This window comes from Halorubrum vacuolatum, assembly GCF_900188065.1.
Taxonomy (GTDB): domain Archaea; phylum Halobacteriota; class Halobacteria; order Halobacteriales; family Haloferacaceae; genus Halorubrum; species Halorubrum vacuolatum.
In genome coordinates this window covers 59,379-83,086 of sequence record NZ_FZNQ01000010.1, presented here as the reverse complement: position 1 = coordinate 83,086, position 23,708 = coordinate 59,379, and the positions used below count along the sequence as shown (strand labels likewise).

Genomic DNA, 23,708 nt, shown 5'->3' with positions numbered 1-23,708 from the left:
CGTCGATCCCGTCGGCTCAGTCGTCACGGCGGCTACGCGCGTAATCGACGGCCTTCATCGGCGTCTCGATCAGGTTGAGCCCGATACCGACGAGGATGAAGAGGGTGTAGAGCCCGAGCGTCGATAGCCCGAGGATGATCATCGCCGCGATGGCGTAGATGCCGTCGAGATAGGTGAACGCGCCAAGCGTGAGGATCGTTCCATAGAGGAGCACGAGATACGGACCCCAGCCACGGGCGTGGCCGCGGCGCATACGGGAGCGAACGTAGGCTTTGAGCTCCGATTCGAGCGCCGGCCGCTCGACGGTTCGGCGCTGAACGTCGTCCTCGAACTCGTCGAACTCCGCGCGGAGCCGTTCGACCTCCGCCTGCAGGGCCGCGACGTCCGGCGCGCCCCGGGGGTCCTCCTCGCCCGCCGCGTCCGGGCGGTCCGACTCTCCGTTCATATCCGATACTCGACCGCGTCCGTGTTGTAACTGCCGGTCCGGTCCGTCGGATGTCCCAGTTGCGCCCGATCGGAGCCCGTCCGAATCCTCGAGGAACTCCGGTTCGTGTCCCTCCGCGAGCACGACGTTGATCACGGCACCGAGCACGACGACGATGGCGGCGATATACAGCCACGTGACGAGCAGCAACACCCCGCCGATGACGCCGTAGACCTGATACTGGCCGGCGGTCGCGGCGTACACCTGAAAGCCCGCCTGCAACACGGTCCAGCCGGTCGCGGCGAACGCCGCGCCGGGGAGCGCCTCGCGGATCGTCACCTGCGGATACGGGAGCAGGTAGTACATCGGGAGAAAGACGACCGTGAGGAGCGCCGGGAGCAACACCACGCTCAGCGTGCTGACGAGCGGGATGACGTCGAGCGCGCCGACGACCGCCCCGACGACCACCATCACCCCGATACCGACGCCGATGGCGACGAGGACCGAGAGCGCGTCGACGAGCTGGTCGAGAAAGGAGACGGATTCCTCGACGCCGTACACCTGCAAAAACGCCGTATCGAGCCCACGGAACACCTTGAGCGTCGACCAGAGGAGGAAGACAACGCCGAGGAGGGTCGCACCCGCCCGTCCCTGTGCGGAGTCCACCGCGGTCGCGATCGCCTCCTCGCCGGCGGGCGTGAGGAAGTCGCCGGTCGCCACGAGGATCCGTTCGGCGACCGCGTCGCCGAGGACGGTGCTCGCGGCGACGACGAGCAGGAGCATGGCGGGGATCAGCGAGACGAACGCGTAGTAGGCGACGCTCGCGGAGAGAAACGTCACCTGCTGGTCCTGTGCGGCGGTGAGGACGCTCCGTGCGACGTCCACCGCCGACGTGGATGTGGCGGTCACGATGGGCGATTCGCCCGAGACGACCAAAAGGATCCGGGGAACGGCGCGCAGTGAATTTAACGCGGTCGATGGACCCCGTCAAAGCGTGTATAAAAAACCGAGGGACCCCGTCAAAGCGTGTATAAAAAGACGAGGGGGCCGGCGAGCGTTCACTCCGTGCTGAGCGCGTCAAGTCGCTCCGCGAGGGTCTCCCGTGCGGCCGCGAGTTGACCGCCGACGCGGAGCACGCGATAGCCGTCGTCGATCGCCGCGGCCGCGGCTTCGGGATCGTTCCGAATGCCGCCGAGCGCGACGTCGGAGGCGGCGACGGTCGTCTCGACCGTGGAGACGGCCGCCCGGACCTCGGGATGGTCCGTTTCCAGTGGATGCCCGAGCGACACCGAGAGGTCGGCGGGTCCGACGAACGCGAAGTCGAGTCCGGGGATCGCACAGATCGCCTCGAGGTGCTCGACGGCCGCGGCCGTCTCGATCATGACGCCGAGACACACTTCCTCGTCGGCGACCGCTCCCGCGAGGTCGGCCCCCCAGCGGGTGTCACGCCCGTCGCCGATCCCCCGATCGCCCGGTTCGCCGTCGTAGACGTACCGGGTCGCCCGCGCGGCGCGTTCGACCTCGGTGGCCGTCTCGACCCGGGGGACGAGCAGCGTCCGGACGCCGGCATCGAGCGCCTTTCGGATGACGTGGGGCTCGCCGGAGGGCAACCGAACGAAGAGCTCCGTGCCGGCGAGCGCCGCCGCCCGCACGAGCTCATCGAGCGCCGGCGCATCGAGCGGACTCGGACCGCCGTGTTCGAGGTCGACCCAGACGAAATCGAAGCCGACGGCTCCTAACGTCTCGACGGCGATCGGGGATCGGGTCTCGGCGGCCACGCCGAAGGCGGGCCGATCGGCAGCGATCGCCTGTAAAACTGTGTTCCCTTCGTGCATGTCTCGTCCGTCCCTCTCGGGGGTCCGGACCGAAACCCTTCCGGCCGACGGCGGATGGATCGATATATATAAGTCCATTCCCAAAAACCCGGCAAAATAGTCCCCAAAAAGATGATCGAGCGATCCACGTTTGCCCTCCTGCTAACTGTGGCTCTTCTCGCGGGCGTAGGATTCGGATTTCACCTTCTCGAACCCGCACAGAGCGCCGAGGACGACCCGAATCAGCTGATCAACGAGACGGTGAACGAACATCCCGACGCGATCGACGGCACGCTTCAAACGGTCGTCCGACACAACGACACGGTCGTCGATCGGCGGACCTACGAGATGACTGATCGTCCGGAAACGGACGAACGACGGGTACACATCGAGGGCAGCGACGGCAACGCCACCATCGTCGAAAACGAGACCGTCAGTTGGCTCTATGACGAGGCTGATGAAGAAGTCCAGCGGGTCGACACCGACGAACTCTCCATCGTCGTCCCGGCCATCGAGTTCGACACCTACGCGGACGCGGCCGAGACGTTCACCGTGGAACATCACGGCACGACGGAGGTGTTGGACCGTGAGACGCATGAACTCCGTCTCACGCCGCCGGAGGCGGAGGCGTCGGCCGCACTGGAACTGATCGTCGGGGAGACGGAGTACGAGATCGCCGCGGCCACGATCGATGGACCGCTCGTCGTCACGGAGCACCGTCTCTGGATCGACGCCGAGTACGCCCATCCACTTAAGGAGCGGACGACGATCACGGGGGCGGACGACGAATCGGTCGTATTGATCCGGGAGTTCGAACACGTCGAGTTCGAGGCCGTTCCCGACGACTCGGTCTTCGAATTCGATCCCCCGGCGGACGCCGAAGTGAGCGAACCGCCGACCTGGGACGAGTACGATTCGCTTACGGCCGCCGGCGAGGCGGTCCCGTACGCCGTCCCCGATCCGACGCTCCCGGATGACTATACGTTCCGGGAGGCCAGCGTTCGCCCGACCGAGGAGAGCGCCGCGCTCTCGGTCAGATACGCCGACGAGGACGAGTGGATGAGCGTCACCGTCGAGCCCGAACGCAGATTCGACCCCGTCGGCGTGAGCGTCGACATCGATGGACGGGAGGGGACGGTGCTCGAGACACACGGCGGCACCGCCGTCCACTGGGAGTGTGGTGAGTTCCTCTACATCGTCGGCGGCTCGGCGTCCGTCGACGAGCAGATCGCCGTCGCCGAGTCGATCGACTGTGCGCCCCCGGAGGACTAACACGGTGTTTCGCCGACTGTCCGCCCCCTTCAGTCGTCCACGACGACCGCACGCATCTCGGGGATCGATGCGGTCGTCTTCACGGCCGTCCCACGGTAGTGCGCTCGGCTCGCCTCGTAGCCGGCGCCGCGGAGTTCGTCGATGAACTCGTCCATCCCGATCGCCGGTTCGCCCCACAGTTTATATAGTCGGTGCTGGTCGTAGTGGGTCGGCTCGTCAAGTTCTGTAGCGACCGTCGAGAGCAGCCGGCGGGCGCGGTCGGCGCGCCCCATATCATCAGTGACGTGGTCGGACACGGCGCGCGTGAACTCAGGCTCGGCGACGGCTCCGAGCCAGATCGGCCCCGCGGTGAGAACGCGCTCGCCCGCACAGTCGGGACAGGTCTCGACGGGGTCCGCGATCAGGCCGTGAGTCGCCTCCCGCCAGAGGCAGTCCTCGCAGGCGTCGACGTAGCCGAGTTCGTCGACGCAGCGGTCCGCGGCCCGCGCGCCGGAGTCGAGTTCGAGGTAGGTACGCGCGTAGTGACGCGTGACGTGTGAGAGGATCGGGCGGGCGGCCGTGTCGTACCGTGCGGCCGATCGGACGAGCGCGGAGATCAGCGTCCGCAGCCCCATCTCGGGGTGGAAGTCCGTGTTACGTGGCACCGCGCCGTACTTTCGGATCCCGCTTTTGAGGTGTGCGCCACAGAGCGGCGCGGTGTCGGTCGCGGTGACACAGACGAGGTTGCGCGCGTTCGCGAACGCGGGATCCGCGAAGGGCATCGGCGTGCCGTACGGGTCGAGGTCGACGACGTCGAACGGACCGGCGTCGTATAACAGGGCGTTGACGTCGCGATGAACCGCCTCGCCGGCGAGGTCGTTGGCCGCGAGGTTCGCCTCCGCGAGCGCGACCGCGTCGGGGTCGACGTCGGCGCAGGTGACGTCGTACCCTTCCGCGGCGGCGCGGACGCCACGGATCCCCGAGGCCGCCATGGCGTCGAGGTAGGTGTCGGCACGCGGCTCCCGCTCGCGATACGCGCGCAACGTGGCGACGGTGACGTCCCGGTTCAACTCCTGTGTCGGGTTGAAAAAGACCCCGCCGCCGGTACCCTCGCTCGCGCCGTCACGCGCCTCCGGGACCGTGATCTCGACGCCGCCCTCCTCGATCTCCATGGATGCGGGTTCGTCGATGTCGCTTAAAAGGGCCGCGTTCGCGGATGTGGCGCGGGCGACCCGGGATGATGGAATCGATCGCGTCAGCGGTTCGTCGGCTCCTCGTCCGTTCCATCTTCATCCGTCCCGCCGGCCGCCTCGTCGTCATCCGTCCCGCCGGCCGCCTCGTCGTCATCCGTCCCGCCGGCCGCCTCGTCGTCATCCGTCCCGCCGTCCACCTCGTCAGCCGTCGCGGTCTGCCCCCCGCCGATCAGCTTGTTTAAACCGATCGGGAGCACGATCCCGACGCCGAACAACACGCCGACGCGGACGAGGATCGAGAGATCGGTCAGCACCGTCAATCCGAGGTACGCCGCCGCCGCGACGAGCACGGCGGGCAGGACGTATGGGTTGCCTGCCGAGAGCATGGACGAAACTGGTCGTCGTTCCCCCTTAAATACTCGCGAAGATGCAGTCCGAACAGGATCGCCGGCTCCCGCCGATCGGTCCAGACCGACAGAATCAGGTAGCTCTTGGGTGAACGACCGTCAAGAATGTTCGAGAAGGTCCTTGTCGCCAACCGCGGCGAGATCGCGGTGCGGGTGATGCGCGCCTGCGAGGAACTCGGGGTCGACACCGTCGCCGTCTACAGCGAGGCCGACAAACACGGGGGGCACGTCAGGTACGCCGACGAGGCGTACAACGTCGGTCCGGCCCGCGCGGCCGACTCCTATCTCGACGGCGAGACGATCGTCGAGACGGCACGGAAGGCGGACGCGGACGCGATCCATCCGGGCTACGGCTTCCTCGCGGAGAACGCCGACTTCGCCGCGCGGGTCGAAGCCGCCGCCGGGATCACCTGGATCGGTCCGTCGAGCGAATCGATGGAGCGACTCGGCGAGAAGACCCACGCCCGTCGCGTGATGGACGACGCCGACGTCCCGATCGTGCCCGGGACGACGGAGCCCGTGACCGACGTCGAGGAGGTCGTCGCCTTCGGCGAGGAGCACGGCTATCCGGTCGCGATCAAAGCCGAGGGCGGCGGCGGCGGCCGCGGCATGAAGGTCGTCGAGTCCGCCGCGGAGGCCGAGGAGAAACTGGCCTCGGCGAAACGGGAGGGCGAGGCGTACTTCTCGAACGACTCGGTCTACCTCGAACGCTACCTCGAAACCCCGCGACACGTCGAGGTCCAGATCCTCGCCGACGACGAGGCGGTGGTTCACCTCGGCGAGCGCGACTGTTCGCTGCAGCGACGCCATCAGAAGGTGATCGAGGAGGGACCCTCGCCGGCGCTTGCGGACGAGTTGCGCGAGCGGATCGGCGAGGCGGCCCGCCGCGGCGTCGCGGCTGCCGACTATCGGAACGCGGGGACCGTCGAGTTCCTCGTCGAGGAGGACCCCGATCGCGACCCGGCGGAGCCGCTCGGCCCGGAGACCCCGTTCTACTTCCTCGAGGTCAACACCCGCATTCAGGTCGAACACACCGTCACCGAGGAGCTGACCGGGATCGACATCGTGAAAGAACAGCTCCGGATCGCCGCCGGCGAGGGGCTCACGGTGAGCCAGGCGGACGTCGAACTCGACGGGCACGCCATCGAGTTCCGGATAAACGCCGAGAACGCCGCCGAGAGCTTCCGGCCCGCGAACGAGGGGCGGCTGGGGACGTACGACCCGCCGGGTGGCATCGGCGTCCGGGTCGACGACGCCCTCCGGCAGGGCGACGAACTCGTCACCGACTACGACTCGATGATCGCGAAGCTGATCGTGTGGGGACCGGATCGCGAGGCGTGTCTCGCCCGTTCACGCCGCGCGCTCGCGGAGTACGATCTGGAGGGCGTCGTCACGATCATCCCCTTCCACCGGTTGATGTGCTCGGACGACCGGTTCGTCGACGGCTTGCACACGACCAAATATCTCGACGAGGAGCTCGATGCCGACCGGATCGCCGACGCGCAAGCGCGATGGGGGAGCGAGACCGACGCCGGCGAGGACGACGAGCCGGTCACGGAGCGAACCTTCACGGTCGAGGTGAACGGGAAGCGCTTCGAGGTCGACCTCGAGGAGCGTGGAGCCCCGCCCATCGCCGCACCGGGAACAGCATCGTCGGGCGGCCCCTCGAGACCGCCGTCAGCGGGTTCCGGTGGTAACGGCGCCGACGGCGGCGGGAGCGGCGGGTCCAGTGACGTCGACGTGGCCGAGGGCGGCGAGGTCGTCGAAGCCGAGATGCAGGGGACGATCCTCTCGGTCGCCGTCGAGGAGGGCGAGGCGGTCGACGCCGGCGAGGTCGTCTGCGTGTTGGAGGCGATGAAGATGGAAAACGACATCGTGACCGAACGCGGCGGCACCGTGACCAGCGTCCACATCGCCGAGGGTGACAGCGTCGACATGGGCGATCCCCTCGTCGTCCTCGAGTGACTTCGCGCTTGACAGCCACCCCGCCATGAATTATCATCTTTGATAAAAAGAGCGAGAACGCTTATAACCCGTTCGCGGTATCCCCGTGTATGAACGACGAGTACGGATGGTCGCTCCGAACGGAACGTACCGTCCTCGTCGTCGAGTTCGCACGGGGAACGGTCATCAGTCCGAAGGCCGGCTCGGCGCTCGTCGACCGACTGCGGGTACATTTCACTGAGACGGAGATCGATGGCGTCGTGATGGTCGTCCACACGAGCCGGTCGTGTTCGGATGCCGGCCGTGAGGCCCTCCGTCGGGCGGTACAGCTGGGGATGGCACACGAGATCGATCGGTGGGCGCTCGTCGCGGAGCGGCCGAAACGTCGCTATCTCGAGCGCAGCGTCGACGTCGACGGGATCGAAGTCGAGACCTTCAACGGGACGGAGCCCGCCACCTCGTGGATCGCCGAGACGATGCCACCCACCCCCTAAATGGACGGGTCATCGATCTGAGCGCTCCGCGACGTGCTCCCGGAGCGTCTCCGCCGTCGTGCCGGTGTCCTCGACGGGTTCCGCCGTCGAGGTCTCGAAGGAGCGCGACACGGTCGCGTCGGTTTCGATCCGTTCGATCCCGTCGAGCGCACAGAGGGTTTCGACGGTCGGCTCGGGAACGACCACGAGGTGACAGTCGAACCCGAGGTCACGAACGATCCGGCCACCGTCGTCCGCGACGGCGACCGAGAGGGATTCGAGCGGATCGTGTTCGGTCGCATCGCCGTCCCCGGTGAGTTCGATCACGAGCGCGACGGTGGCGTCCGGGTCCGGGTCGTCGCGAATCCGCCGAACCGGATGTGAGAGGTACATGGGGAAGGTACGGGGGCAGTTTCGGCGCCCAGCGGCTAAACGATGCGGATCGCCTGAACGCCGGTCACCGTTGACGTGACCGCCTTGTTTTTAAGCCCGGAGCGGGGACTCTCCGATCATGACCGCGGCGCGTGAGTTCGATCGGAACGGGTTCGGGTTCGAGGAGCCCGAGACCGATCAGCCCTTCGAGAACGCGCTCGCGAAGGCCCGTGACGGCCTCCGGCTCACCGTCGCGGACGCGACGGAGCTGCTCGCGACGGGCACCGATACCGACGGGATCGATCCCGAGCGAAAGGAGGCCGTCCTGGAGGCCGCCGACCGCCGCCGGGCCGAAACCGTCGGCGAGGGGGTCACCTTCGTCGCGAACCTGAACAACAACGTGACGACCGCCTGCAACACGGGCTGTCTCTTCTGTAACTTCAAGGACGCCGCACACGCCTTCGAGGTCGACGCCGACGTCGACCATCCCGGTTTCACGAAGACGCCCGAGGAGTCACGGGCGATCGTCGAGGAGGCGCTCGAGTTGGGGATCTACGAGGTCTGTTCGGTCTCCGGGCTCCACCCGGCCTTCGCGTTGAACGCCGAACACCACGAGATCCTCGCCGCCCACGACGACCCCGCGAGCGAGGTGAACTACAAACCGCCGGAGCGATACGTGACCGATCCGGGAACGTACCGCGAACAGCTGCGTGCGATGGCCGTCGGCGGCGTCCATCTCCACTCGATGACGCCGGAGGAGGCCTATCACGCCCGGCGTGGGACCGACTGGAGCTACGAGCAGGTCTACCGCGAACTCGCCGACGCGGGGCTCGATTCGGCACCCGGCACGGCCGCCGAGATCCTCGTCGACGAGGTCCGGGACGTGATCTGTCCGGGGAAGATCCGAACGGATGACTGGGTCGCCGCGATGGAGGGGGCGATCGCCGCCGGGTTGGACGTGACCTCGACGATGATGTACGGCCACGTCGAGACGGTCGCCCATCGCGCCGAGCATCTGGGCGTGATCCGCGACCTCCAGGACCGAACCGGCGGGATAACCGAGTTCGTTCCGCTCTCGTTCATCCATCGAAACACCCCGCTGTACCGCCGGGGGATCGTCGAGGGAGGCCCCTCGCGCGACGAGGACGAACTGGTCGTCGCCGTCGCCCGCCTCTTTCTCGACAACGTCGATCACATCCAGGCGTCGTGGGTCAAATCCGGCGACGCACACGGGCTCAAGCTGCTCAACTGCGGCGCGGACGACTTCATGGGGACGATCCTCTCCGAGGAGATCACCAGCCGGGCCGGCGGCGAGTACGGGGAGTATCGCTCCTTCGACGACTACGTCGAGCTGATCACCGCCATCGGTCGGGTTCCGGTCGAACGCTCGACGGACTACCGAAGCCAGCGGCGGATCGATCCCGATGACGGTCCCCACGGCCCGATGCTCGGCCCTCGTGCCGACGGAACACCCATGCTCGCCGATCAGGACGGGACGGGGTCCCGGCGCTCCGCGCATGCGGACGATTAAGAGGCGAACCCGATCGGAACGCCACCAGAGCGAACCCGGCCGGAACGCCACCAGAGCGAACCCGATCGGAACGCAACCGAACCGACGGGTCGATCAGGAACGGCAACGGATCGTGAACGATCGCGAACCGATTTCCGTTCCCGAACGTTCGGAATCGTCGAAGCAGTCTTGAGTGTGCTTTACGTTACCATGATCTATGTCGACCTCGGACGGCCTGCCCGAACGTGACGATCGGTCGGTGGAGCTCGGAGAGGCGGTGACGGGGTTGGACCTCACCGCAGCCGATGAGCGTATTCTCGCCTATCTCGACCGCGCCGGCCCGGACTATCCAGCCCTCGTGGCGGGCAACACCGGTCTCCACGTCGCATACGTCGAAAAGCGGATCGCGATGCTGGCCGCGGCGGGGTTCCTCGAGCCGGTTAGCGGCGAGGTCATCTATCGGATCACCGATCCCGGACACGATGCCCTCCATGGGACCTGATCACAGGGTGTCGACCACGGAACGTCGCCGTCCGAACGCCCCCGCGTGGGTGACACCCCCGTTCGCGTAATACCGCTCGTCCCGGGACCGGAACCACGATGTCCGACGCCTACCCGACAATCGTCTGACTGACACTTTTGTGGACGCCCACGAATGGATCCCGGTGTCGATGACCCCGACCGGACGGCGCGGCGGGCGGCCCCTCGGCGGAGCCCTCGCCATCGAACCCGTGGGGATGTCGCTTGCCGTCGCGTTCGCCGTCGGCGTGGGGACACCGGCCGTCAGGACCGCCGTTGGGGTCGGGGCCGTCAGGCTCCTGCCTCTCTGCTGTGGGATCGTGCTGTTCGTCGCCGCCGTGCGGTACGCCGTCGGCCGGAAGGACGGGCTAGCGTGGGCACACGGCCTTGCCGGGGTCGGGCTCGGCGTCGCCGCGGTCGCCGGCGACGGGGTCGGCGTCTGGGCCGGTGTGGTACTCGCCGGTATCGGCGGGGTGTGGGTCCTCCACAGCACGAGACGGCGGATCGATCGGCGGCGGCCGCCCGCGTAGGATCGACCGGAGGTCGCCGTCCGTGTCGGGAGCTTATCGCGGCCGCGTTCGTGTGGATGACGATCGCGGCCGCCGTCCGCGTCTCACCGCCCGAGGTCGGCGTGAGCCGAGGAGAGGTGCCGCGAGCCGAGCGCCGCCAACAGCGAAAGCTCGCCCGCCAGCGCGCCGACCGCGATCGCCTCCGCGAGCGCGTCGGCGTTCGTCCCCGCGGGGTCGCCGCCGCCACGGACGCCGAGGATCTCCAACCCGGCCGCCTGTGTCGGCAGCCGAGTGCCGCCGCCGACGGTCCCGACCTCGAGGCTCGCCAGCGAGACCGAACAGTAGAGGTCGCCCTCGGGGGTCGTCTCCGCGGTCGTGATCGCGTTCGCCCCCTCGACGACCTGTGCCTCGTCCTGGCCGGTCGCGAGGAACATCGCGGCGACCGCGTTGGCGACGTGGGCGTTGAACCCGAGCGAGCCGGCCTTCGCGGAGCCGACGAGGTTCTTTCGCGTGTTGATCTCGGCGATCGCCGCCGGCGTCGTATGGAGACGCTCCTCGACGATCTCGCGCGGGATCGTGACGTCGGCGGAGACCGACCGCCCGCGGCCCTCGACCGCGTTGACCGCGGCGGGTTTCTTGTCCGAACAGAGGTTGCCCGAGAGCGCGACGAGCGAGGCGTCGGTCTCGGCTTCGATCAGCGCACAGGCCTCGCCGGTGGCGATGGTGGCCATGTTCATCCCCATCGCGTCCTTCGTGTCGTAGCGGAACCGGAGGTAGACGTTGTTGCCGACGACGTACGGCGTCACGTCGACGAGTTCGCCGTGGTTCGTCGTCGCCTCGGCGGCCGCCCGAAGCTCGGAAATGTTGTCATCGACCCACTCGACGAGTGCGGTCGCCGCCGCGACGTCGGCGACGCGGAAGACCGGCGCCCGGGTCATCCCCCGTTTCGTCACCCGCGCGGTCGCCCCGCCGGCGTCGTTGAGCACCGAACAGCCGCGATTGATCGAGGCGACGAGCGCCCCCTCCGTCGTCGCGAGCGGGAGGTACCGGTCCCCGGAGAGCGCGTCGCCGTCGACCGCAACCGGCCCGGCGACGCCGAGCGGGACCTGAACCGCCCCGATCATGTTCTCGATGTTGGCGTCGGCCGCGGCGGCGTCGAAGGCATACTCGCCGAGGACGTCGACGTCGGCGTCGACCGTCTCGGCGACGAGCAGCCGGCGGGCCGCCGTGGCCACGTCGGCAGCCGCGTGTTCCTCGAGCTCGTGGAGACGGAGCTCGCCCGCACGAACCCGGTCGGCGAGCGCCTCCGCCGTGGTCTCGGTCATGCGCCCGACTCCTCGCGGCGGGCGCTAATGGCTGTCGGTTTGTGTGGATCCCGCCTCCGTGACCGAGAGGGGGCCGGTGAAAGACGATGCCAAAGAAGGCTACCCACGAACGAACGCCGAGAGGCGCTCACGGAGGCTATCCTCTCCGAGCACGAGGTAGACGGCGTCGCCGCCGTCCTCATAATAGGAGTCGATCCGGCGTTTCACCTCGAAGCCGAGATGGTCATAAAAGCCGAGCGCGGACTCGTTCGTCACGCGGGCGTGACACGTCACGGTTCGATGTTCGTCGGCGACGTCGGCGATGAGGCTCGCGGCGTATCCACGGCCACGGCAGTCGGAATCGACCGCGAGAAAGAGGACGTAGCCGTCGCGGCGGACGGACGCGAAGGCGACGAGGCGACCGTTCTCGAAGAGGAGGTGTGTCATCGAGCGTCGATAGGCATCGGTGAAAAAGCCACGTCGCTGTCGGAGGACGCCTTCCTCCCGGCGAATCCGCTCTTTCAGCTCCCACGCGGCCGTGACGTGGTCCGCGTGACCGGGCGGATCCGTCCGTTTCCGCACGTTGATGCTCACTGTGAGGAGATAACACGCGCGCTGAATATAACTCCACCGCCATGCCGGAGCATGCGCATAACCCCCTCGACAGCGATGGATGCGGATGGAAAGCGCGAAGTCGTCACGAGCGCAAGCCCCGACGTGAGCTATCAGCTACGGGAGCACACGGCGGACGTCGCCGTCGAGGCGAGCGCGCCGACGCTCGCGGGCGTCTTTGCGGCCGTCGCCGAGGGGTTCACGGCCGCGAGCTGTGAGGCCGTCCCCGACGGTGGCGAGCGATTCGAGCTGACCGTCACGGCCGAGAGCCGGGAGGCCGCCCTCTTCGAATATCTCGACGAGTTGATCTACGAGCGCGACGTCCGGCTCGTGCTCCCGGTCGACCACGAGGTGACCGTCGACGGTTCCGATCACGAAGTGACCGTCGATGAGTCCGGTCACGGGGCCGCCGTCGATGAGTCCGGTCACCGGTGGGAGATAACCGCGACCGCCCGCGGAGTCCCGCTTGCCGAGCTGGACGCACGCGAAATCAAGGCCGTGACCTACTCGGAGATGACGCTCGAACGCCGTGACGGCGGCTGGTACGCGTACGTCGTCTTCGACGTGTGAGAAGGGCGTTTATGAACGCTGACGGGAAGAGACGCCGTCTATTCGAGGAGGACAGCGTTGACGCCGCCGGTCTGTCCGGGGCGGGAGGTGACGCGGGCACGACCCTCGGAGGTCTCGATGATGGCCCCCTTCGTGATGATGTTCCGGCGGACGTAGTTGACGTTCGAGGGGTTCTCGACGACGTTCTCGATCGTCGCTTCGACGACCTCGCCGCCGTCGGCGACCTGTGCGACGTTCGTCGAGAGCGCGCGGACCTTCTTATCGTTGCCGCGGGAGTCGATGTACTGGATACGCGGCTCGCCGACGGTCGTCTCCGCCGGCTCGCGGCCGAGTTGGTGGCGTTTCTTGTTCGAGGCGTGTTTCAATCGACCGCCGGTTCGCTTGCGCGTGGAGCGTCCCTGATCTTTCATATCGTAACGGACAGCCAGCGAATACTTGAACCGTTCGACTCGGGACGGAGCCGCCCAAGCGGGTGGATTCGACCGATCGGGTCGCTCCGGCAATCACCCCTGAACCGGTACCACGTCGACGACGGTCCCATCGATCAGCCGACCGAGGACGACGTGCGGCACCGAAACACGTGACGCGTCGGTCGAGTCGGTCGCGAGCGCGTCGTAACGTCGGCGGAACGTCGTCGCGATCGCCCGGGCCGTCTCCGCCCGTTCGTCGTCATCGACCTTGTTACAGAGCGGGATCGCGACCGCCCCCTCGGGGACGCCACGGAGCCCCCCGTCGGGGCTGGCGAGCACCGTCCCGACGAGTTCGGCCGTGATCGGGTCCCCGAGCGAGACGTCGAGTCCGGCGGCGCGCGCGACGGAGACAACCCGCTCCGGCCGATGGACGACCGCCTCGTCGAGCGGCTCGCCAACGACGTTCGCGGAGACGATAGGCACGACGACATCCGTGCGGGAGGGGATCTGTGGTTCACGTTCATTTGGAGCCTTGAACTCCCGGAGACGGGCCCCATCGGCTTTGATGAGTACCGGCCCGTCGTGTGCCGCGATCAGATCGTCGACGCCCGTCACATCGTAGCCACGATAGCGATCCGACCGCTCACGTTCGGGGACGAGGCCGAGGGATCCGTCGGCCGGTATCGGCCCCGAACCGGCCGTTTCCTCGACGAGCCCATCGCCGTCAACAAATGCCTCCCGGGCGGCCGTGACGGGATCCGGGGTGACCCGGACGGCGTCGACGGCGTGATCGAAGATGGGGATCCGAACCGTCGCCGTGACGACGGCCCCGTCGAGTCGATCGGCGAGCGCATACAGCGTCGTTTTCTTGCCGCCGGCGCCGACGACCGCGAGCGCGGCGTCAGTCGCGCGGAACGCCTGAACGAGGTCCATGTCTTCCCCTCACCGGTCGGGGTGAAAAACCGTTCCGGACCCGATGACGGGAGGATAGAACGGATCCCAGTCGAAGCGGCCGAACCGAGTATCATTTTCAAAAATTGGCGACTGACAGTTATACATTTGGGCGGACGATCACATGCCGAGAGATGCAATACGGTCCATTTTCCCGGGTTCGGTCCAGTTACGGCGCGAAACTCGCGCTGTCGCTGATCGGCGTCATGGGTATCTCCGTGGCGTATGGAGTACTCGTCTACGTGCAGGCTGCAGGGACGGGTGAGGTCGGCGCCGAGGTCCGATCGGGATTGATCGGCATGACCCTTTTAACCGTCATCGGGTTGGCGCTCATCGGCGTCACCGTCGGATCGAACACGATCATCTCGCTCCGACAGCTGACGAACAAAGCCGATCGGATGGCCGACGGCGACTTAGATGTCGAGTTGCGGACGGGCCGAACCGACGAGATCGGCCGGCTGTTCGTCGCCTTCGACTCGATGCGCGAGTCGCTCCGGACGGAGATCGAGGAGGCACAGGCCGCTCGGAAGGACGCCGAAGAGGCACGCGGGGATGCCGCACAGCGTGCAGCGACGGTCGAACGAAAGGCGACGGAATACGAGGAGGCGATGCGAGCGGTCGCGGCGGGCGATCTCACAAAGCGGGTCGAGACGGACTGTGAGAACGATCCCATGTCCCGCGTCGGCGTCGCGTTCAACGGGATGGTCGCGGAACTCGAGGATACTGTCGCGTCGGTCGCGACCGTCGCGGAGGAGACCGCCGACGTCGCCGGAACCGTCGACGCCCGCACCGACAGCCTCCGCTCGACGACCGGAACCGTCTCCGGCGCCGTCGAGGAGATCGCCGACGGGGCCCGCGCACAGCGCGACGACCTTACGGCCGCGACGGACGAGGCCGAGACGCTGGCGTCCTCCGCCGAGGAGGTCGCAGCGACGGTCGCCGACGTGGCCGAAACCGCCGAACACGCGGCATCAGTCGGCGATGAGGGCCGGGAGGCCGCGGAGGAAGCGCTCGCCGAGATGGACGCCATCGAGGATCGGACCGCCGAGACGACCGCCGAAGTCGAGGCGCTCGCCGCGGAGGTCGAGGAGATCGGCGAGGTCGTCGACACCATCTCCGATATCGCCGAGCAGACGAACCTGCTCGCGCTCAACGCCTCCATCGAGGCCGCCCGTTCGGGCGCGGACGGCGCCGGGTTCGCCGTCGTCGCCGAGCAGGTGAAGGAGCTGGCCGAGGAGACGAAGGAGTCGGCGGCGGAGATCGAAGCGCGGATCCACGCGGTCCAAGAGCGTGCGGAGACGGGCGTCGACTCGATGGAGCGGACCGAAGAGCGGATCGTCGCCGGCGTGGAGACCGTCGAGACGTCCATCGACGCGCTCGAACGGCTCGCGGAGGCCTCCGAGCGGACCGACACGAGCATGACGGAGATCACCCGCGCCACGGAAGCGCAGGCCGACTCCGTCGACGCGGTCGTGGGTCACGTCGAGGACGTCGCCGCGATCAGCGCGCAGACGGCGAGCGCCGCCGGCGACGTCACGGGAGCGGTCGACGAACAGGAGCAGACCCTGACCGCCGTCGAGAACGCGGCCGGGTCGCTGTCGGACCGTGCGGCCGCACTTCGGGTCGCCGTCGAGGACTTCACATATCAGGCGGACGGAACGATCGTCGATGGGAACGGCGGTCAGCCTCCGAGCGTAACGGCTGGAGCCGAGCGATCGTCTGCCGTCCCGGACGGTGGCGCGGACGAGGAGGGGGTGAACTGAGATGCCGGTCGATACCACCCTCTGGGCGTGGCTCGGCGTCCTCACGATGGCCGCCGGAACGGTGCCGCCGCTTTGGATCTGGTTCACCCGCTCGGGGGACGATCGACCCGGCGAGGCGATACACTACGCGACGCTCGTCGGGATCACGGGGATCGCGGCCGTGGCGTACGTGTTCATGGCGCTCGACATCGGAACGATCGTCACCGCCGTCGGTACGCTGGAGACCGCCCGCTACGTCGACTGGCTCCTGACGACGCCGCTGTTGTTGTTGTACCTCGTGCTGCTCGCGCAGCCGTCACAGCGGGTGTTGGCGACGCTGATAATCATCGACGTGCTGATCATCGTCGCCGGGGCCGTCGCGGTCCTCACGACCGGACCGCTCTCGTGGGGGGCGTTCGCCGTGGGCGTCGCCGCGTACCTCGGGCTCGTCTACGGGTTGTTGGTGAAGCTGCCGGCGGCGGCGAGCGCGAAAGACGACCGCGTTCGTGCGGTGTTCGGCACGCTGCGGAACATCACCATCGTGCTGTGGACGCTCTATCCGATCGTCTGGGTGCTCGCGCCGACCGGCCTCGGCCTGTTGACGACCTCGACGGAGATGCTCGTCTACGTCTATCTCGATGTCGTCTCGAAGGTCGGGTTCGTCGTCGTCGCGGTCGCGGGGATCGACGCGCTCGCATACCTTCGTGACGAGATACACACACCGGAGGACGGGGTGGGATCCGTCCCATCACGCGACCGTGCCGGCCACGAACCGACGGGAGCGGACTGAAACGGGACGCTAGCGAGTTGAACGACGACAAACGCTGGACGGCGGCGAACGCTGGACGGCCGCCATCCGGAGTGCTGGAGCGCGCCGACGTAGCCACAGTCATGGGGGGGATGACGAACGAACCGCCGACGTAAATTATCAACTATTCGAGTGAACTTTAATTCACCAATGCTTTATTTATATACACCGCGGTGTATCGATCGGCCGCACGGGAACATCGTGTGCCTCTGACAGAACCGATCCCGGCCGCCGTTTGGCGGTCGCCCGTCTGCGGCTTTCTTGAGACGACGAGCGTCGGCCGCGCCGGTATCGATTTATCCCACCCCGACGACCGATCGGTATGACCGGCGACGAGTCCACGGCCGATGTGGAGCCGACCCTCCGAAGCTACGGGATCAGCGTCGAGTCGATCGCGAACGAGGACCCGCTGGAGCTGACGTACATGACCGCGTTTCCCGGCCGGGAGGTCCATCGTCGTGAGGTGGGACGGGCGCTCAACGCGCTCATCGAGCGCGCGGAGGCCGGCGCCTGGGAGCCGACCCGTGTGGAGGCGACGGTGGTACGGTCACCGGGTGACGTGCTCGGCGAGTGGGCCGCCGAAGGCGAGTGGTTCGAGGCGTTGATCGACGGCGAGTTGACCGAGGTGGAGTTCTCGACGCGGGTACTGCAGACGCTGACCCACGTCGACGAGGAGGGATCCGATCCGTGACCCGACGAGTACCCGTTAACCGCGCCCAGCGCCGGGTGGAACGACCGCCGCGCGAGCGATTCGCCACCAGATCCCTCGCGTTCGACGTCGACGGCGAGACGGCGCGGGGAACGCTGTATCTGCCGCCCGGAACCGACGATCCGCCGACGATCGTGATGGCTCCGGGGCTCGCCGCCGAGCGGGTCTTCGGCTATCCGGCCGTCGCCGAGCGGTTCGCCGACGCCGGCTACGCCGCCTTCTCTTTCGATCATCGCGGGTTCGGGGACTCCGACGGCGACGACCAAACCGTCTCGCCGGCGCGTCACCGGGAGGATCAGGCGGCCGCGCTGGATCGACTCTCCCGGGTCGACGCGCTGGGGTCCAAACGCGTGCTCTGGGGAACGTCGCTTTCCGGCGGCACCGCCATCTCGCTCGCCGTCGAGCGCCGTGACGTCGATGCCGTGATCGGGGTCGCCCCGCTGCTCGACGGCCGTCAGCTGGGTCGCTCGCGGGGCGGACGCTACGTGGCCGGCGGGGTTCTCACGGGGGTTCGTGACCGACTCGGGCGACGGATCGGCCGCGGCGGGTCGGTTCCCGTCGTCGGCGGGACCGAGGAGTTCGCGCTCCTCACCGAGCCCGGAACACAACGCGGCTATCTCGACCTCGTCGACCGGGAGTCGCGCTGGCGGAACGAGACCCCCGCGAGATCGCTTCTCGGCCTGCTCGGACACCGGCCGATCGAACGGGTCGAGGAGGTGACCGTGCCGACGCTCCTGCTCGCCGGCACCGACGATCCGGTCGCACCCGCCGAACGGGTCGCCGAGGCGGCCGAGCGGCTCGACCGTGGGACGTTCGTCTCGATGCCGATGGACCACTTCTCGGCGTTCGGCGCGGATTTCGAGCCGGCGGTCGGCCACCAGCTCTCGTTCCTCCGGGACGTCTTCGATCGCGAGTGAGCCGCGACACGCCGACCGCGAAGGGCGGCGGGACGGGTATCATCCACCGCCGCTGGCAACGATTTTACCCCCGGAACGCCTCGATCCCGACATGACCGTCGTCGCCCTGTTGAGCGTTGCACCGGTTATCGAGGGGAGCATGTCCGGCGAGGTGGCCAAGGCGGTGGCCGCCCTCGACGAGTTCGACATCACCTACGAGACGAATCCGATGGGAACCGTGATCGAAGCCGACGACATCGATACCCTGCTCGCGGCGGTCGCGGCCGCACACAAGGCGGTCGACGGCGACCGCGTCTCGACGTATTTAAAGGTCGACGACAAACGGACCGCCGAGACGACCGCCGCGGACAAGGTCGCCGCCGTCGAGGAACATCTCGGTCGCGAAGCCCGCAGCGGACGGGATGGCGAGTGAGTGCTGTGGAACGTCCTGGGTGAGGGGACGACAACCGTCAGGGGACAGCCACCGACGGGAGCGTCCACCGTCAGGAGGCGTCCACCCCCACCGTCCCGCCCGCGTCGACGTCGCCCGCGGGGTTGGTGACGCCGACCTCCACCGTCGAGGTTTCGACGACGCTCGCTTCGTCCTCGCCGCCCTGGACGGTCACACGCAACACGATGTCGAGTTCGGTCGCCGTCGACTCCCCGCCCGCGAGGGTGGCGTCGCTCAGCGCGTCGCTTGTGACCGTCTCGCCGCGTTCGGTCACGTCCGCACGGTCAAGGGTGACGACGATCCCACCGTCGACGGCGTCGAACGCCGCTGCGAGATCGGGAATGGAGGGATCGTCGGGATCCTCGAAGGCGTCCTCCAGCGGCGAGATCGAACCGACATCGCCGGGGGTCGCATCCGGCCGTTCGGCATGGAGCGTCTCCTCGTAGATAACGTCGATACCCTCGTCGGTGCCGGCCGCGAGGGTCACCTCGACCGTCTCCACGCCGTCGCTGAAGTCCGTCCACGTGACGGCGATCTCGGGGGAGAGATATACCGAGGAGATCCGTCCCTCGTTGCTCGTCACCGTCGGTGCCTCCCCGACCTCGAAGGCGGCCGGGTCGCCCTCGACGGCGACCGCGGGAGTGGGGACTGTCGCGAGCGTCGCCATCCCCGCGCCTCCGAGACCGAGGAACCCGGCACCGGTGGCGAGAACGGTGCGACGTGAGGGGGTTTCGATGGCTGAGGCGACCGACGGATCCGGCGAACCGGCGGATGTGCTGGACATGACGGGCAGGACTGGCCGCGGTATCGGATATAAAAGGTCGCTCGGGCGAGCGGACGCTCAACCTTTGATGTTACAGACGGGGAACGTGCGCACGACCTTGTCGCCGATGCCGAGGTCGTCGCTGACGCGGACGACCTCGTCGACGTCTTTGTAGACGCCGGGTGCCTCCTCGGCGATCGTTGCACCCGACTGCGCTTTCACGTGGATCGCCTGCCCGTCCCTGAGCTCCCGTCGAACGTCGCCGCCCTGGAACTCCCGTTTCGCCTGCGTTCGGCTCATGAGGCGGCCGGCACCGTGGGCGGTCGAGCCGAACGAGACGTCCATCGACGCCGCGCCGCCGCGAAGGACGTACGAACCCGCGCCCATGCTGCCCGGAATGATGACGGGCTGGCCGACCTCGCGATAGGCCGCGGGGACGTCCTCGTGGCCCGCCGGGAACGCCCGAGTCGCGCCCTTCCGATGGACGTAGAGATCGCGTTCGGTCCGGTCGACGACCGCGTTACCGACGGCGGGGAGGCCGTCGGGGCCGACGCCGACCTCGTGGGTCTCCTTTTTGCCGATGTTGTGGGCGACGTCATAGAGGAGCGTCATTCCGAGATCGTCGATCGGATCGGCGTCGAAGACCTCGCCGAAGACCTCGCGCGTGCGGTGGGTGATCAGCTGGCGGTTCACCCACGCGAAGTTGATACACGCGCCCATCGCGCCGTAGTACTCCTCGGCGAGGTCCGAGCCGGCGGGCGCGGCCGCGAGCTCCTTGTCCGGAAGCTCCGCGAGGAGGTCGCCGTGTGTCTGTTCGATCCGTCGGAGGTAGTCGTTGCAGGTCTGATGGCCGAGTCCACGGCTGCCGCAGTGGATCAGGACGACGATCCCGTCGGCAGCGAGGCCGTAGGCCTCGGCGACGTCCGGGCGGAAGACGTCGGTGACGCGCTGGACCTCCAGGAAGTGGTTGCCCGAGCCGAGCGACCCCATCTGGTTGCGCCCGCGGTCTTTCGCCTTCTGGGAGACGAACTCGGGGCGAGCGTCCGGACGGCGGCCGCCGTCCTCACAGTTGGTGCAGTCGGATTCGATCCCGTAGCCGGCCTCCACGGCCCACTCCACGCCGCGTTCGAGCGCGCCGTCGATCGCGTCCGCGGTGCCGGTGATGACGCCACCGCCGCCGAGCCCGGAGGGGACCGCCTCGAAGAGCGCCTCGACCAGTTCGTCCTCGCGTCCCCGGACATCGTCGTAGGTCAGGTCCGTTCGAACCATCCGGACGCCACAGTTGATGTCGTAGCCGATCGCGCCGGGCGAGATACAGCCGACCTCGGCGTCGATCGCCCCAACCCCGCCGACGGGGAAGCCGTAGCCTTGGTGGCCGTCGGGCATGCAAATGGCCGGTTCGACGATACCGGGGAGATGGGTCGCGTTTCGAAGCTGCTGGAGGGTCTTGTCGTCGGCGATGGCCTCCAGGAGCTGCTCGCTGGCGAGCACGCGTGCGGGCACGTTCATTCCTCCCTCGCGGGGGATCTCCCAGACATGCTCGCGCACCTTCTCCAGTCGGATCCCGTCGAACTCGCGTGTGGTCATACGTCGGCGTTCGCCGGCCGAACTCAAGGGCGTTGCGTCCGGCAGCGAACACCGATCGCCCATCTGAAGCTATATATTCCGCGGTGTGTACGCAAATGACGTGTATATCGGAGTCGACGAGGCCGGAAAGGGACCGGTGCTCGGGCCGATGATCGCCGCCGCCGTCCGTGCGGATCCCGCCGATCTTCCGGATGACGTGGACGATTCAAAGCGTGTCGCACCCGCGAGACGCGAGGCGATCGACGCCGAACTTCGCGGTCGGTCAACCGTGCGAGTCGCCGTCGCGACCGTCGAACCGGCCGCTATCGACTCGCCGGAGACCGACATGAACACGCTCACCGTCCTCGCACAGGCGGCCGCTGTGCGGAGTGTCGCGGACCCGGAAGATCGCGTGATCGCCGACGCGGGCGACACGAGCGAGAACCGGTTCGCCCGGCGGCTTCGCGACCACGTAATCGGCGAGGGTGGAGCGGGTGACACAGAACCGTCCGACAGCGCGACCGTACTCCAGCGGTTCGTGGCGGTCGAGAGCCACGGCCGCGACACCCCCGAAAGGTCAGCGGCCGACCCGGACGAACCGATCCCGGCCCCCAAAGGAACCGTCGACGTGACCGCTCGACACGGCGCGGACGCCGACGATCCCGTGGTCGCGGCCGCCAGCGTCGTCGCGAAGGTCGTACGGGACGACCGGATGGCCGCCATCGACGCGGCGTACCCGGCCTATGACGGCGTTGGGAGCGGCTACCCGAGCGACCCGACGACACGTCGCTTCCTCGAGGCGTACGTGGCCGACCACGGAGACGTCCCCGACTGTGCCAGACGGTCGTGGTCGACCTGTGCGGACGTGCTCGCGGCGAACGAGCAGGCCGGGCTCGGCGATTTTTAACTGGCCGATCGCATGGGGGCGATGCGGCGAGCGACGCGCGGTGTCGGGGTCGGGTGGGACCGCCGAGTCGGAACCCTCAGGTCGCATCCACCCCAAAACGGAACATGGAATACCGTGGCGCGGTCCTCGACGTGGACGGCACGGTCGTCCGCGGGAACGACCCGATCCCGGGCGCACCCGAGGGCTTCGATCGGCTCACGCGGGCGGGTATCGACCCGCTTTTCGTCTCGAACAACCCGACGAAGCCGGCGACGGCGTACATCGATCGGCTCGGCCGGGCCGGATACGATGTCGACGCCGACCGCGTGTTCACCGCGGGCACGCTCACGACGAAGTACTTGAGGGAGTATCATGCTGAGGACGACCTGCTCGTGATCGGCGAGGAGGGGCTTTTGGACCAGCTCACGGCGGCAGGCCTCTCGCTCACCGACACCCACAGCGACGCCGACGCGCTCGTCGTCTCCATCGACCGCGAGTTCGGCTACGACGACCTCCGAACGGCGCTGTGGGCGCTCGATCGGGGGATCCCATTTATCGGCACGGACCGGGACCTCGTCATTCCCGCGCCCGAGGGCGACGTGCCCGGCTCCGGGGCGATGATCCGATCCGTGGCGGCCGTCGCCGACCGCGCACCGGATATCGTCCTCGGAAAGCCCTCCGAGCCCACGGTCGAGTTCGTCCGAGAGCGGCTCGCCCACCCGCCGGAAGCCTGCCTCGTCGTCGGCGATCGGCTCGACACCGATATCGCGCTGGGCGAGCGCGCGGGCATGACCACGGTGCTCGTCCGGTCGGGGATCACCGACGAGGAGACGCTGGCGAAAAGCGAACTCCAGCCGGATTACGTCCTCGACCATCTCGGCGAGATCGACCGCGTGATCGGATAAGCCGGAGCGACGTCCGTGGCCGAGGCGGTATATAAACCCGCGGGGAGCGTGTATAACAGCTCGAACGAGGTATATAACCTCAGCTAGCGCAATCCAGCGAGCGCAGTCGGCGCGCGCCTCCGAGCGCCCGTATGGACGGGCGCGAGGAGCAACCGCGCGAGGGAGGTGGGCGGGCGCCGGACCACCCGGCGCCCGCCCGCCGAGGCTGGGGAGGACCGAGGCCGAGGGCGACTGAACGGGCGAGACTGCACGGATACGACCGAACGGGCGAGACTGCACGGATACGACCGAACGGGCGAGACTGCACGGATACGACCGAACGGGCGAGACGGAGGCCGAAGAAACGACCTGACGCCCGGGAAGCATGAATATTTATAAGCAATCGTTTCCTCTACCCGGCTGTGAGAGGCGTTAACAACCATGGTGCGGCGTCGCGCGGGTTGATCACCGGCGGCGACATGCCGGGCAAGCATGACGACGCCGGCGACGACACCGAGGACGGCGAAACCGGCGAACACGGCGAAACCGGCGAACACGGCGAAACCGCCGGAGACGGCCGGGTGCCGATCCTCGAGGGGCACGCCGTCTGGTTCAACGAGTACCGGTACTGATCCGACCGAACCGGGCGTCGCCGCATGCCAAACGACCATATAAAAGCGCCGACCGCCGAGGGGACGCCCCGCCCGACCTGACCGCCTCCGGCAGCTTTTAAGCCGCTC

Annotated in this window: 26 protein-coding genes; 15 read left to right on the top strand and 11 right to left on the bottom strand. The window is 67.8% G+C overall.

Features of this window, described 5'->3' with window-relative positions:
• Window positions 1–16 precede the first annotated feature (16 nt).
• Window positions 17–1,333 carry a YhjD/YihY/BrkB family envelope integrity protein gene (locus CHB65_RS10615; RefSeq protein ID WP_089385069.1) on the bottom strand — a complete coding sequence of 439 codons (1,317 nt, stop codon included), beginning with the start codon at window positions 1,331–1,333 and terminating at the stop codon, window positions 17–19.
• 149 nt (window positions 1,334–1,482) lie between these two features.
• Window positions 1,483–2,259: an HpcH/HpaI aldolase family protein gene (locus CHB65_RS10610; protein ID WP_089385068.1), complete on the bottom strand. Its 777-nt coding sequence runs from the start codon at window positions 2,257–2,259 to the stop codon at window positions 1,483–1,485.
• Between the two features lie 111 nt (window positions 2,260–2,370).
• Here CHB65_RS10610 and CHB65_RS10605 point away from each other — a divergent pair, with 111 nt between their 5' ends.
• Window positions 2,371–3,510: an outer membrane lipoprotein-sorting protein gene (locus tag CHB65_RS10605; RefSeq protein ID WP_143420406.1), complete on the top strand. Its 1,140-nt coding sequence runs from the start codon at window positions 2,371–2,373 to the stop codon at window positions 3,508–3,510.
• Window positions 3,511–3,539: 29 nt separating this feature from the next.
• Here CHB65_RS10605 and CHB65_RS10600 read toward each other — a convergent pair whose 3' ends face one another.
• Together CHB65_RS10600 and CHB65_RS10595 are read right to left on the bottom strand one after the other, a co-directional pair.
• The gene (locus CHB65_RS10600; RefSeq protein ID WP_089385040.1) at window positions 3,540–4,661 is read right to left on the bottom strand and encodes a tRNA (guanine(26)-N(2))-dimethyltransferase; all 1,122 of its coding nucleotides are present in this window, start codon (window positions 4,659–4,661) and stop codon (window positions 3,540–3,542) included.
• Between the two features lie 83 nt (window positions 4,662–4,744).
• Entirely contained in the window at window positions 4,745–5,068 is a 324-nt protein-coding gene (locus CHB65_RS10595; RefSeq protein ID WP_089385039.1) for a hypothetical protein, read from the bottom strand.
• Between the two features lie 126 nt (window positions 5,069–5,194).
• On the opposite strand from CHB65_RS10595, the gene CHB65_RS10590 reads away from it, so the two are divergent.
• Window positions 5,195–7,054, top strand: coding sequence for an acetyl-CoA carboxylase biotin carboxylase subunit (locus CHB65_RS10590; protein WP_089385038.1), 1,860 nt, complete (start codon window positions 5,195–5,197; stop codon window positions 7,052–7,054).
• Window positions 7,055–7,143: 89 nt separating this feature from the next.
• On the top strand, window positions 7,144–7,527 hold the full coding sequence (locus tag CHB65_RS10585) for a hypothetical protein (protein ID WP_089385037.1): 384 nt from the start codon (window positions 7,144–7,146) through the stop codon (window positions 7,525–7,527).
• Window positions 7,528–7,536: 9 nt separating this feature from the next.
• Here CHB65_RS10585 and CHB65_RS10580 read toward each other — a convergent pair whose 3' ends face one another.
• Complete coding sequence (locus CHB65_RS10580; protein WP_179213642.1) at window positions 7,537–7,899, bottom strand: hypothetical protein; 363 nt, start codon at window positions 7,897–7,899, stop codon at window positions 7,537–7,539.
• Window positions 7,900–8,017: 118 nt separating this feature from the next.
• Between CHB65_RS10580 and cofH the strand changes: the two genes are divergently transcribed.
• The 3 genes from cofH (at window position 8,018) to CHB65_RS10560 (ending at window position 10,437) form a co-directional block, all read left to right on the top strand.
• Window positions 8,018–9,409 carry a 7,8-didemethyl-8-hydroxy-5-deazariboflavin synthase subunit CofH gene (gene cofH / locus CHB65_RS10575; RefSeq protein ID WP_089385036.1) on the top strand — a complete coding sequence of 464 codons (1,392 nt, stop codon included), beginning with the start codon at window positions 8,018–8,020 and terminating at the stop codon, window positions 9,407–9,409.
• Between the two features lie 196 nt (window positions 9,410–9,605).
• Window positions 9,606–9,890, top strand: a complete 285-nt coding sequence (locus CHB65_RS10565; protein WP_089385034.1) for a DUF2250 domain-containing protein — start codon at window positions 9,606–9,608, stop codon at window positions 9,888–9,890.
• Window positions 9,891–10,059: 169 nt separating this feature from the next.
• Window positions 10,060–10,437, top strand: coding sequence for a hypothetical protein (locus tag CHB65_RS10560; protein ID WP_143420405.1), 378 nt, complete (start codon window positions 10,060–10,062; stop codon window positions 10,435–10,437).
• Between the two features lie 83 nt (window positions 10,438–10,520).
• Here the strand turns inward: CHB65_RS10560 and hmgA are convergent, their stop codons facing one another.
• The gene (gene hmgA / locus CHB65_RS10555; RefSeq protein ID WP_089385032.1) at window positions 10,521–11,741 is read right to left on the bottom strand and encodes a hydroxymethylglutaryl-CoA reductase (NADPH); all 1,221 of its coding nucleotides are present in this window, start codon (window positions 11,739–11,741) and stop codon (window positions 10,521–10,523) included.
• 99 nt (window positions 11,742–11,840) lie between these two features.
• Window positions 11,841–12,314 (bottom strand): GNAT family N-acetyltransferase, encoded by a 474-nt coding sequence (locus CHB65_RS10550; RefSeq protein WP_089385031.1) that lies wholly within the window; start codon window positions 12,312–12,314, stop codon window positions 11,841–11,843.
• Window positions 12,315–12,437: 123 nt separating this feature from the next.
• On the opposite strand from CHB65_RS10550, the gene CHB65_RS10545 reads away from it, so the two are divergent.
• Window positions 12,438–12,902, top strand: a complete 465-nt coding sequence (locus tag CHB65_RS10545; protein ID WP_089385067.1) for an archease — start codon at window positions 12,438–12,440, stop codon at window positions 12,900–12,902.
• A gap of 38 nt (window positions 12,903–12,940) precedes the next feature.
• Here the strand turns inward: CHB65_RS10545 and CHB65_RS10540 are convergent, their stop codons facing one another.
• Together CHB65_RS10540 and yqeC are read right to left on the bottom strand one after the other, a co-directional pair.
• Window positions 12,941–13,312, bottom strand: a complete 372-nt coding sequence (locus CHB65_RS10540; protein WP_089385030.1) for a 30S ribosomal protein S8e — start codon at window positions 13,310–13,312, stop codon at window positions 12,941–12,943.
• A 93-nt stretch (window positions 13,313–13,405) separates the two neighbouring features.
• Window positions 13,406–14,245, bottom strand: coding sequence for a selenium cofactor biosynthesis protein YqeC (gene yqeC / locus CHB65_RS10535; RefSeq protein WP_089385029.1), 840 nt, complete (start codon window positions 14,243–14,245; stop codon window positions 13,406–13,408).
• A 152-nt stretch (window positions 14,246–14,397) separates the two neighbouring features.
• Here yqeC and CHB65_RS10530 point away from each other — a divergent pair, with 152 nt between their 5' ends.
• The 5 genes from CHB65_RS10530 to CHB65_RS10510 all read left to right on the top strand — a co-directional run bounded on the left by CHB65_RS10530 (window position 14,398) and on the right by CHB65_RS10510 (window position 18,851).
• Window positions 14,398–16,026, top strand: a complete 1,629-nt coding sequence (locus tag CHB65_RS10530) for a methyl-accepting chemotaxis protein (protein ID WP_089385028.1) — start codon at window positions 14,398–14,400, stop codon at window positions 16,024–16,026.
• Window position 16,027: 1 nt separating this feature from the next.
• A complete protein-coding gene (locus tag CHB65_RS10525; protein ID WP_089385027.1) occupies window positions 16,028–16,795 on the top strand; it encodes a bacteriorhodopsin in 768 nt (255 codons plus the stop codon).
• A gap of 340 nt (window positions 16,796–17,135) precedes the next feature.
• Window positions 17,136–17,504, top strand: coding sequence for a hypothetical protein (locus CHB65_RS10520; protein ID WP_089385026.1), 369 nt, complete (start codon window positions 17,136–17,138; stop codon window positions 17,502–17,504).
• The gene (locus tag CHB65_RS10515; protein ID WP_089385025.1) at window positions 17,501–18,439 is read left to right on the top strand and encodes an alpha/beta hydrolase; all 939 of its coding nucleotides are present in this window, start codon (window positions 17,501–17,503) and stop codon (window positions 18,437–18,439) included. Before CHB65_RS10520 ends, CHB65_RS10515 begins: the two co-directional genes overlap by 4 nt.
• 91 nt (window positions 18,440–18,530) lie before the next feature.
• Window positions 18,531–18,851: an MTH1187 family thiamine-binding protein gene (locus CHB65_RS10510; protein ID WP_089385024.1), complete on the top strand. Its 321-nt coding sequence runs from the start codon at window positions 18,531–18,533 to the stop codon at window positions 18,849–18,851.
• A gap of 70 nt (window positions 18,852–18,921) precedes the next feature.
• Here the strand turns inward: CHB65_RS10510 and CHB65_RS10505 are convergent, their stop codons facing one another.
• Both CHB65_RS10505 and CHB65_RS10500 read right to left on the bottom strand, forming a co-directional pair.
• Window positions 18,922–19,653 (bottom strand): hypothetical protein, encoded by a 732-nt coding sequence (locus CHB65_RS10505; protein ID WP_089385023.1) that lies wholly within the window; start codon window positions 19,651–19,653, stop codon window positions 18,922–18,924.
• A gap of 57 nt (window positions 19,654–19,710) precedes the next feature.
• Window positions 19,711–21,219: an RtcB family protein gene (locus CHB65_RS10500; protein WP_089385066.1), complete on the bottom strand. Its 1,509-nt coding sequence runs from the start codon at window positions 21,217–21,219 to the stop codon at window positions 19,711–19,713.
• Window positions 21,220–21,319: 100 nt separating this feature from the next.
• Here CHB65_RS10500 and rnhB point away from each other — a divergent pair, with 100 nt between their 5' ends.
• The 3 genes from rnhB to CHB65_RS10485 all read left to right on the top strand — a co-directional run bounded on the left by rnhB (window position 21,320) and on the right by CHB65_RS10485 (window position 23,600).
• Window positions 21,320–22,105 (top strand): ribonuclease H family protein, encoded by a 786-nt coding sequence (gene rnhB, locus CHB65_RS10495; protein WP_089385022.1) that lies wholly within the window; start codon window positions 21,320–21,322, stop codon window positions 22,103–22,105.
• Between the two features lie 104 nt (window positions 22,106–22,209).
• Window positions 22,210–22,989 (top strand): HAD-IIA family hydrolase, encoded by a 780-nt coding sequence (locus CHB65_RS10490; RefSeq protein ID WP_089385021.1) that lies wholly within the window; start codon window positions 22,210–22,212, stop codon window positions 22,987–22,989.
• Between the two features lie 401 nt (window positions 22,990–23,390).
• Complete coding sequence (locus CHB65_RS10485) at window positions 23,391–23,600, top strand: hypothetical protein (RefSeq protein ID WP_089385020.1); 210 nt, start codon at window positions 23,391–23,393, stop codon at window positions 23,598–23,600.
• Window positions 23,601–23,708: the final 108 nt, after the last annotated feature.

What these genes read in the sequence shown, in the direction of transcription:
- CHB65_RS10530 (WP_089385028.1), top strand. Translation starts at nt 14,398, where the DNA reads ATGCAATACGGTCCATTTTCCCGGGTTCGGTCCAGTTACGGCGCGAAA.
- CHB65_RS10500 (WP_089385066.1), bottom strand. Translation starts at nt 21,219, where the DNA reads ATGACCACACGCGAGTTCGACGGGATCCGACTGGAGAAGGTGCGCGAG.
- CHB65_RS10585 (WP_089385037.1), top strand. Translation starts at nt 7,144, where the DNA reads ATGAACGACGAGTACGGATGGTCGCTCCGAACGGAACGTACCGTCCTC.
- yqeC (WP_089385029.1), bottom strand. Translation starts at nt 14,245, where the DNA reads ATGGACCTCGTTCAGGCGTTCCGCGCGACTGACGCCGCGCTCGCGGTC.
- CHB65_RS10595 (WP_089385039.1), bottom strand. Translation starts at nt 5,068, where the DNA reads ATGCTCTCGGCAGGCAACCCATACGTCCTGCCCGCCGTGCTCGTCGCG.
- CHB65_RS10560 (WP_143420405.1), top strand. Translation starts at nt 10,060, where the DNA reads ATGACCCCGACCGGACGGCGCGGCGGGCGGCCCCTCGGCGGAGCCCTC.
- CHB65_RS10565 (WP_089385034.1), top strand. Translation starts at nt 9,606, where the DNA reads ATGTCGACCTCGGACGGCCTGCCCGAACGTGACGATCGGTCGGTGGAG.
- CHB65_RS10610 (WP_089385068.1), bottom strand. Translation starts at nt 2,259, where the DNA reads ATGCACGAAGGGAACACAGTTTTACAGGCGATCGCTGCCGATCGGCCC.
- CHB65_RS10590 (WP_089385038.1), top strand. Translation starts at nt 5,195, where the DNA reads ATGTTCGAGAAGGTCCTTGTCGCCAACCGCGGCGAGATCGCGGTGCGG.
- CHB65_RS10505 (WP_089385023.1), bottom strand. Translation starts at nt 19,653, where the DNA reads ATGTCCAGCACATCCGCCGGTTCGCCGGATCCGTCGGTCGCCTCAGCC.
- CHB65_RS10600 (WP_089385040.1), bottom strand. Translation starts at nt 4,661, where the DNA reads ATGGAGATCGAGGAGGGCGGCGTCGAGATCACGGTCCCGGAGGCGCGT.
- CHB65_RS10605 (WP_143420406.1), top strand. Translation starts at nt 2,371, where the DNA reads ATGATCGAGCGATCCACGTTTGCCCTCCTGCTAACTGTGGCTCTTCTC.
- CHB65_RS10540 (WP_089385030.1), bottom strand. Translation starts at nt 13,312, where the DNA reads ATGAAAGATCAGGGACGCTCCACGCGCAAGCGAACCGGCGGTCGATTG.
- CHB65_RS10490 (WP_089385021.1), top strand. Translation starts at nt 22,210, where the DNA reads ATGGAATACCGTGGCGCGGTCCTCGACGTGGACGGCACGGTCGTCCGC.
- CHB65_RS10525 (WP_089385027.1), top strand. Translation starts at nt 16,028, where the DNA reads ATGCCGGTCGATACCACCCTCTGGGCGTGGCTCGGCGTCCTCACGATG.
- hmgA (WP_089385032.1), bottom strand. Translation starts at nt 11,741, where the DNA reads ATGACCGAGACCACGGCGGAGGCGCTCGCCGACCGGGTTCGTGCGGGC.
- CHB65_RS10510 (WP_089385024.1), top strand. Translation starts at nt 18,531, where the DNA reads ATGACCGTCGTCGCCCTGTTGAGCGTTGCACCGGTTATCGAGGGGAGC.
- CHB65_RS10520 (WP_089385026.1), top strand. Translation starts at nt 17,136, where the DNA reads ATGACCGGCGACGAGTCCACGGCCGATGTGGAGCCGACCCTCCGAAGC.
- cofH (WP_089385036.1), top strand. Translation starts at nt 8,018, where the DNA reads ATGACCGCGGCGCGTGAGTTCGATCGGAACGGGTTCGGGTTCGAGGAG.
- CHB65_RS10580 (WP_179213642.1), bottom strand. Translation starts at nt 7,899, where the DNA reads ATGTACCTCTCACATCCGGTTCGGCGGATTCGCGACGACCCGGACCCG.